Annotated in this window: 8 protein-coding genes and 1 pseudogene; 1 reads left to right on the forward strand and 8 read right to left on the reverse strand. The window is 63.9% G+C overall.

What is annotated here, in order from left to right; all coding sequences use genetic code 11:
* Positions 1–327 (forward strand): hypothetical protein (locus tag ACE3OH_RS17115; protein ID WP_374355807.1); only part of this gene is annotated, 327 nt, incomplete at its 5' end.
* Positions 328–593: 266 nt separating this feature from the next.
* Here the strand turns inward: ACE3OH_RS17115 and ACE3OH_RS17120 are convergent.
* The 8 genes and pseudogenes from ACE3OH_RS17120 to ACE3OH_RS17155 form a co-directional block, all read right to left on the reverse strand.
* On the reverse strand, positions 594–1,034 hold the full coding sequence (locus ACE3OH_RS17120) for a prepilin-type N-terminal cleavage/methylation domain-containing protein (protein ID WP_374355810.1): 441 nt from the start codon (positions 1,032–1,034) through the stop codon (positions 594–596).
* Positions 1,024–1,536: a type II secretion system protein gene (locus tag ACE3OH_RS17125; protein WP_374355813.1), complete on the reverse strand. Its 513-nt coding sequence runs from the start codon at positions 1,534–1,536 to the stop codon at positions 1,024–1,026. The genes ACE3OH_RS17120 and ACE3OH_RS17125 overlap by 11 nt, the downstream gene beginning before the upstream one ends.
* Complete coding sequence (gene gspG / locus ACE3OH_RS17130; RefSeq protein WP_374355818.1) at positions 1,533–2,039, reverse strand: type II secretion system major pseudopilin GspG; 507 nt, start codon at positions 2,037–2,039, stop codon at positions 1,533–1,535. Before gspG ends, ACE3OH_RS17125 begins: the two co-directional genes overlap by 4 nt.
* Before the next feature lie 446 nt (positions 2,040–2,485).
* Positions 2,486–3,691: a type II secretion system F family protein gene (locus ACE3OH_RS17135; protein WP_374355821.1), complete on the reverse strand. Its 1,206-nt coding sequence runs from the start codon at positions 3,689–3,691 to the stop codon at positions 2,486–2,488.
* Position 3,692: 1 nt separating this feature from the next.
* Positions 3,693–5,255 (reverse strand): GspE/PulE family protein, encoded by a 1,563-nt coding sequence (locus ACE3OH_RS17140; protein ID WP_374355824.1) that lies wholly within the window; start codon positions 5,253–5,255, stop codon positions 3,693–3,695.
* Positions 5,256–5,260: 5 nt separating this feature from the next.
* Positions 5,261–6,079: a hypothetical protein gene (locus ACE3OH_RS17145; protein ID WP_374355827.1), complete on the reverse strand. Its 819-nt coding sequence runs from the start codon at positions 6,077–6,079 to the stop codon at positions 5,261–5,263.
* Positions 6,076–6,780 carry a hypothetical protein gene (locus tag ACE3OH_RS17150; RefSeq protein WP_374355830.1) on the reverse strand — a complete coding sequence of 235 codons (705 nt, stop codon included), beginning with the start codon at positions 6,778–6,780 and terminating at the stop codon, positions 6,076–6,078. Before ACE3OH_RS17150 ends, ACE3OH_RS17145 begins: the two co-directional genes overlap by 4 nt.
* A pseudogene (locus tag ACE3OH_RS17155) lies at positions 6,743–7,089 on the reverse strand (hypothetical protein); the annotation flags it as partial. The pseudogene ACE3OH_RS17155 and the gene ACE3OH_RS17150, both read right to left, overlap by 38 nt.

Below are 7,089 nucleotides of genomic sequence, written 5' to 3' on the forward strand. Positions count from 1 at the left end.
GGCACGCCCGACAAGCTCACCGTCGCAGCGCAGATCACGCCGCTGGCCGATGATGTGGGGCGCAGCGTCAATGTCTATGTGGGCCTGCTGGTGCCGCAGCTCAATCTGATCCTGATGCGCAGCGGCCAGTTCTGGGTGCCGCTGACCGTACCGTTGCCGGTGGCTTTCCAGACCGTGCTGGCAAGCGGCAGCCTGCAGGTGCCGGTGTTATCTGACCTGAATGTAAGCGCCCTTGGCATTACCGGCGCCAAGATCGTCGTCGGCTATGGCCGCGATGACAGCGACTTTCTGAACGGTAAGTACCGGGTGGTGTACGAGTTCAAGTAGTGGGAACGAGTGGCTGTGAAAGCGTGGGTTTGGGTTGCTAGGGCGGGTTTGAAGCGCAGCGCAACCCGCCAATTGATTGCGGCGTAGCCGCTATCCTTGGCTTTTCAAGGTGTTTTTCCACCTTTAACCGAATCAAAAGTCGGTTTTTAAGCGGCTGCGCCGCGAGTTGTTCGGCGGGCTGCGCTGCGCTTCAAACCCGCCCTGCTATCAAGTCGCGCCCTGCCATGGGTGCGCCAGGCTCTTTTCGCATCAGGGCTGCCAAGGCCCTACTTGGGCTTGTCCGGCTTGCTCAGCGCATTGCGGTAGGACGACATCACGTAGCGCTGCTGCTGGCCTTCTTCGCCCCAGAATACTTCCACTTTTACTTCTTCCAGGCGCGGGGCGCCGGGGAGCTTTTCGGCGAGCGACTTGCTGACCAGATCAACCGGGGTGGTGGTGATGCGGTAGCCGAACAGGGTGCCGTTGTAGCGCTCTTCGCGGCCATCGTCGCTGATCTCGGCGTTTTCGGTGGCCAGGGTTTCGTCGAGCTTGCTGCGCGCCAACAGGCCGGCCGAGGCGTGGTCGCGGGCCCGTTGCATCAGGCGCAGGCTGCCGCTGTAGGCCGACAGGATGCTGGCAATGCCGATACCCAGAATCACCAGCGCCACCAGCACCTCGATCAGGGTGAAGCCGGCCTGCTGCGGCCTGCGTTGGCGATCAATGCGCATGGTCGCGCTCGTTCAATGGCGTCATGGTCATGCGGCCGGTCAGCGGGGCAATGGCAATGGTCCAGCCCTGGCCGGAATCCGGTCCGGTGAGCTGGAAGCGCGCTTCATTGGCACTGCCATCGGGATTGAAGCGCAGCGCAATCCGGTCGGGCGGCGCTTCTTCTTTTTTGGTGACCAGGGTGGTGGTGGCGGTTTCGCGTACTTCTACATTGGGCAAGGCGGTGAACTGCCAGCCTTCCGGCGGGGTCCAGATCGCCTTGCCATCGCTATCGCTCAGCGTGTTGTCGACAAGGTTGACCACCGCATCCTGCGCGGTGGTTTTGATAATGGCTTCGCCACGCATGCGATCGATGCGGTCGCCCAGCAGGCGGGGAATATCGCGCGCCGGATCAGGCTCGACCATGCCCCACAGGCGCGGCCCTACCATGGCCGCCGCGATGGCCAGCAACACCATCACGATCAGCAATTCGACCAAGGTAAAGCCGCGCGCCTGCTTGATCACGGCTTGGCCGCATCCTTGTTGGCGGCCGGTGCATCGGCGCCAGCGCCTTCCCAGTTGTTGATATCGGCATCGTTGCCTTCGCCGCCTTCCTTGCCATCGGCGCCCCACGATGACAAATCGTAGTCAGAGCCATGGGTGCTGGGGTAGGCGTAGTGGAAGTCTTGACCCCACGCGTCTTTCGGGGTGCTCTTCAGGTAAGGGCCATGCCAGCGGCTGGCGCCGGGGGCATCGTCGGCTGGCGCGCTGCGCAGCACGGCAAGACCCTCTTCGGTGGTCGGGTAGCGGCCGACATCGAGGCGGAAGGCATCGAGCGCGGTGGCGATATTGCCCATCTGGGTCGTGGTGGTGCCGATCTTGGCCTTATCGACATGGCCAAACAGCTTGGGGCCGACCAGGGCGGCCAACAGGCCGAGAATCACCATCACGATCAGCAGTTCGATCAGGGTAAAGCCGGCAGACTTGGCCGGGCGGTGTAAGCGGGTGAGGCGGGTACTTGCTTGCATGTTGCTTCCTTGGACACAGGGTCCGCTGGTCGGGTTATTCGGTAATACAGCGTGTTTGGCGCTTCAGGACTACGCGGCGGCCGGCGCTTGCAGCCAGGCCATGGTGTGCAACAGACCGGGCTAGCCGGTAAATCGTTCACAAAGCGGGCGATTTTACCGTTTTGTGGGTGATCTTGCTGTGACAGGCTGCACATTCGCAGCAAAGACCAAGGTAGGAGCGGGCCATGCCCGCGATTCGGATGGTTTGCCGGGCTGGCGCATTGAATTCGGCTTCGGCCGTCTGTGTTTGTGGGAGCGGTTTTTGCGACGAATAGCCGCGCTTTCGCGGCTGAAGCCGCTCCTACGAGGGCTCTCGAGCGCAGCGCCAGCAACAATGCTGGCGTGGTGTAGTACCGCCCTCACCCGGCCCTGCGGGCCACCCTCTCCCGCTTGCGGGAGAGGGGTAATTACACTCCCATCTCGTTGATCGAGAAGATCGCCGACAGCATCGACAGCACAATGGCGCCGATCAGGCCGCCCATGACGATGATCATCAAGGGCTCGAACAGCGAGATAAAGCGTTTGGCCACCTTGCGCACATCGGCGTCGTACTGGTCAGCCACCTTGAGCAGCATGGTGCCGACGTCGCCGGTTTCCTCGCCCACCGTCACCAGATTGGCCAACAGCGGCGGGAAGAAGCGATCGGCGCGAATCGGCGCGGCCAGGCCTTCGCCATCGCGGATGCCGCGCTCCAGCCTGGCCAGTGCCTGGTTGATCTGGGTGTTGTCCGATAGCTGCGCCACCATGGTGAGCGACTTTAGAATCGGCACGCCGGCCAGCATCAGGGTGCCAAGGGTGCGGCAGGCGCGGCTCAGATTGGCCTTGAGCAGCAACTCGCCGAGCATGGGCATGCGCAGCTGGGTCTGGTGCCACCACAGCTGTCCGGCGCCGGCGCGCACATAGGCCCAGAAGCCGCAGGCGATCACCACGATGGCGCCGAGCATTTCCAGGCCATGCAGCTGCAGGGTGTTGCTCAGGCCGATCAGCATGCTGGCAGCGGGTGGCAGGGCTTTGCCCATGTTTTCGAATACTTCGGCGAATTTCGGGATCACCATTACCGTCAGCACGATCAGCGCGCTGATGCCGAACACCAGCAGGGTGAGCGGGTAGATCGATGACGACACCAGAAAATTGCGGAATTCGATGGAGCGCTCGTAAAACTCGATCAGGCGGCGCAGGGTAATCGGCAGAATGCCGCCCTCTTCGCCGGCGCGCACCATATTCACATACAGGCGCGGAAACGCGCCGCTGTGGCGGCTGAACGCATCGGCAAGTGTCTCGCCCTTTTCGATATCGGCCAGCATCTCCAGCAAGATGGCGCGCAGATTGGCGCCGGGCAGGGTGCTGTGCAGCACCTTGAGCGCCCGATCGATCGGCAAACCGGCATCGAGCAGGGTGGCGAGCTGGGTGGTGAATTCCAGCACATCGGCATTGCTGACGCTGCTGCTGCGCTCGGCCTGCAGCTGCGCCAGCAGGCTGCGCTTGGGTTTGACTTCGACAATCTCGAAGCCCTGCTCGCGCAAGATGGTTTCGGCCTGCTGGGCGCCGGCGGCTACCAGCACCCCGTCGCGCACCATGCCATCGCTGCGTACCCGGTAGGCGAACTGCTGCATGTCAGAAGTCCTCGCGGGTCACGCGGCTCAGCTCGGCCAGCGTGGTTTCGCCGGCGATTGCCTTGAGAATGCCGGCCTGGCGCATGGTGCGCACGCCATCTTCCAGGGCGATACGGCGGATCTCGGTGCTGGGCGCCTTGCGCAAAATGGCCGACTTGATCGGCTCGGTAATCGGCAGCAATTCGTAAATGCTCTGCCGGCCGCTGTAGCCGGTGTGGTTGCAATGGGCACAACCGGTGCCGTGCCACAGATGGGTGACGCTGCTGGCGTCGTAGCCTTCCTGGGTCAGGAACAGGCGGTCTGATTCGTCTACCGGCCGTGGCGTGCGGCAATGCTGGCAGATCACCCGCACCAGACGCTGCGCCAGCACCGCCACCAGGCTGGAGGCGATCAGATAGCTTTCCGCGCCCATATCGAGCAGGCGGTGGGCGGCACTGAAGCTGTCATTGGTGTGCAGGGTCGATAGCACCAGGTGACCGGTCAGTGCCGACTGGATGGCGATATCGGCGGTTTCGCCGTCACGGATTTCACCGATCATGATGATGTCCGGGTCTTGCCGGACGATGGCGCGCAGGGCGTTGGCAAAGGTCAGGTCGATCTGCGGCTTGACCTGCACCTGGTTGATACCGTGCAGCTGGTATTCGACCGGGTCTTCCACCGTGATGATCTTTACATCGGGCTGGTTGATCTCGCTCAGTGCGGCATACAGCGTGGTGGTCTTACCCGAGCCGGTGGGGCCGGTCACCAGGATCATGCCGTGCGGCTGGGCAATGGCGCGGCGGAACAGCTCCAGCGTATTGGGCTCGAAACCGAGTCGGTCCAGCGATAGCGTCGATTCGCGCTTGTCGAGGATACGGATCACCATGCTCTCGCCATAGACGGTGGGCAGGGTGGATACCCGCATATCGATCTCGTAATCGCGTACCGGCATCTTGATCCGGCCATCCTGCGGCAGGCGGCGCTCGGCAATATTCATGCGCGCGCGCAGCTTCAGGTGCGAGATGGTGGGCAGGAACATGCGGCGCGGCGGCGATTCCATATCGTGCAGCACGCCATCCATGCGGTAGCGCACCTTGAATACGTCCTGGTAGATCTCCAGGTGGATGTCGGAAGCGCCATGCTCGACCGCGGTCTGGATCAGGTAATGCGCCAGCCGCACCACCGGGGCGTCTTCGGCCTGGTTTTTCAGGCTTTCCAGATCATCTTCGGCCGGGGCGTTGTTCTGCGCGCTGCCGATATCAAGGCCGGAAGGCAGTCCGCCGCGCTGGTCGAGCAGTGCCAGACCCTGTTCGATCACTTCCGGCTCGGCCAGCAGCAAATGCAGCTCGCGCTGACCGGCAAACTGCTTGAGCGCTTCCAGCGCCGCCCAGGGCAAGGGCAGCTGGCTGGCTACGCGCAGGGTTTCGCCATCAAAGCCCATCGGCAGCAGGCGGTGTTCACGCAGAAAGCTGGTGGCAACACCCTGCACCGGCGCTGGCGGCGGGTCGAGCGCTTCGGCGGTCAGTACCGGAATGCCGAGATGTTGCGCCGTGGCAGCCAGGGCGCTGGAATGCGATTGCAGCATGAGAATTATTTTCCTGGGGTGGGCAGGCCACCGCCGGCAAATGGATTGGCGGCGCTGTTTGAGCCCGCATTCTTTTTCGCCCACTGGATCGCTTCCAGCAGCGACATGCCGGAAGGTGGCGAGGCATTGTTGGCGGCAGGTTGCTGCGCGGCAGCAGCCGATTCGGCCGGCGCCGGCGGCGGCGCATCGGGCACGGCAGCCGCAACGGCGGGTGGTGGGGCAGCGTTGCTGCCGGAGTCAGCCGCAGGTGGCGCCACGCCATCGAGCACGGTAGGCATCGGTGCCACTACCACCACGGCCTCGGTGGTGGGCGGTGCAACGGCAGCGCCGGCAACGGCACGCCCCTTGGCAACCTTGAACGGCATATTGGAGCGGGCGCCGCCCAGCTCGAACACCAGTTCGGCCGGGGTGATGTCCACCACCCGGTAACCGCCGACATCATCGCCCACCGTCACCATCCGGTACGGACGCGCGGGCGACTTGCCGGCAGCTGGCGGCGGCGGCAACAGGCGCGGCGCCACCAGTTCGATCAGTGCCTTGCGCACATCGCCGGCGATGATCACGCCATGGATGCGGATATCGTCATTGCTCAGCGCCGGTACCGGCGGCGGTGGCGGCGGCGGCAGCAGCCAGGGTTTGCGCTGCGGGTCGAACGGGTTCTGTGCCGGAATCAGCGTGGGGTCGGGCTTCACCACAACCGCAGGCTTGTTGGCAGGTTTGGCGGCGCTTGCCGTAGCGCTGGCTGGTGTGGCCGTCGTGGCTGGCGCCGGCTGGGCAGCCGGGGTGGCGGCGGCAGTTGCCGCAAGCAAGAATGCGCTGATCATGGCTTGGCCTTTTTGTCGCTATTGCCGGCAGGCTTGGTTACCGGCAGCTTGGCTGGCGGCTTGCCCTTGCCTTCAGGCGCAAAATAATGGGCTTCCACACGTAACTTCACATGCAAATGCGGCTTGTCGCCCTCGGGCTGGGCGTCAAGCTCCAACCGGGTGATCCTTTGCAGGCGATCGCCTTTCTCGACGGTGTCGACCACGGCGAGTACCTGGTCAGGCACGGCGTCGAATTCTGCGTCCAGTGTGGCGGTGTCGGTGACTTTTCCGGTAGGCGGCACGATGCTGAGCTGGGCGTTTTCGATGCGCTGGCCTTGCAATACGCCGGCCCATTCGCCTTTCCACGCTTCAGCCGCGCCATCGAGTGTCGGGCCGTTCAGGCCGCGCAGCCGCGTCTGTTCGTATTGTGGAATGCTGTCGCGCAGACCCTGCTCGATCTTGGTCTTCATCGCGGCCAGGGCCTTCATCTTGGCGACTTCGCTGTTGATGCTGGCATTGTTCTTGCGCAGGGCGGCCAGTTTGTCGCTGGCGTCGTCAAGCCACAGCGTGGCGAGCAGCACCACGATCAGCACGCCCGCCAATGGCTTGAAACCGATCTGGCCTGCGAGGCGCTGTGTTTGCAGGCGCAGGCGTTGCCAGGGCGCGGCCTTTACATAGGTCACATCAGCGGCTTGCTGGTTTTTTAGGGATGGGGCGTTCATGGATTTCCAGCTTGAAGTCGGGCTTGCGCGCAGCCGGTGCCGGCGCATCTGGGGTGGCTTGTGGTGGTGTGGCGGCAGTTGCGGTGGCCGTTGCCTTGTCATCCTTGGCTGGCGCTACCGGCTTGGCCGCTGCCGCCGGCTCGGTTGGCTTGGGATTGGCTGCGGGCGGTGTGGCCGGCTTGGCATCCTGCGGCTTGACCTCGGTTGGCGCTTTGGCGTCACTTGGCTTGGCACCGGCGGCGTTGCCGCCGGTAGCCGGTTTCGCGGCAGCCTGATCCTTGCCCGATGGCATGGCTTCGGCCGCTCCGG

Origin of the sequence: Chitinimonas sp., from assembly GCF_041904975.1 — a bacterium.
Classification (GTDB): domain Bacteria; phylum Pseudomonadota; class Gammaproteobacteria; order Burkholderiales; family Chitinimonadaceae; genus Chitinimonas.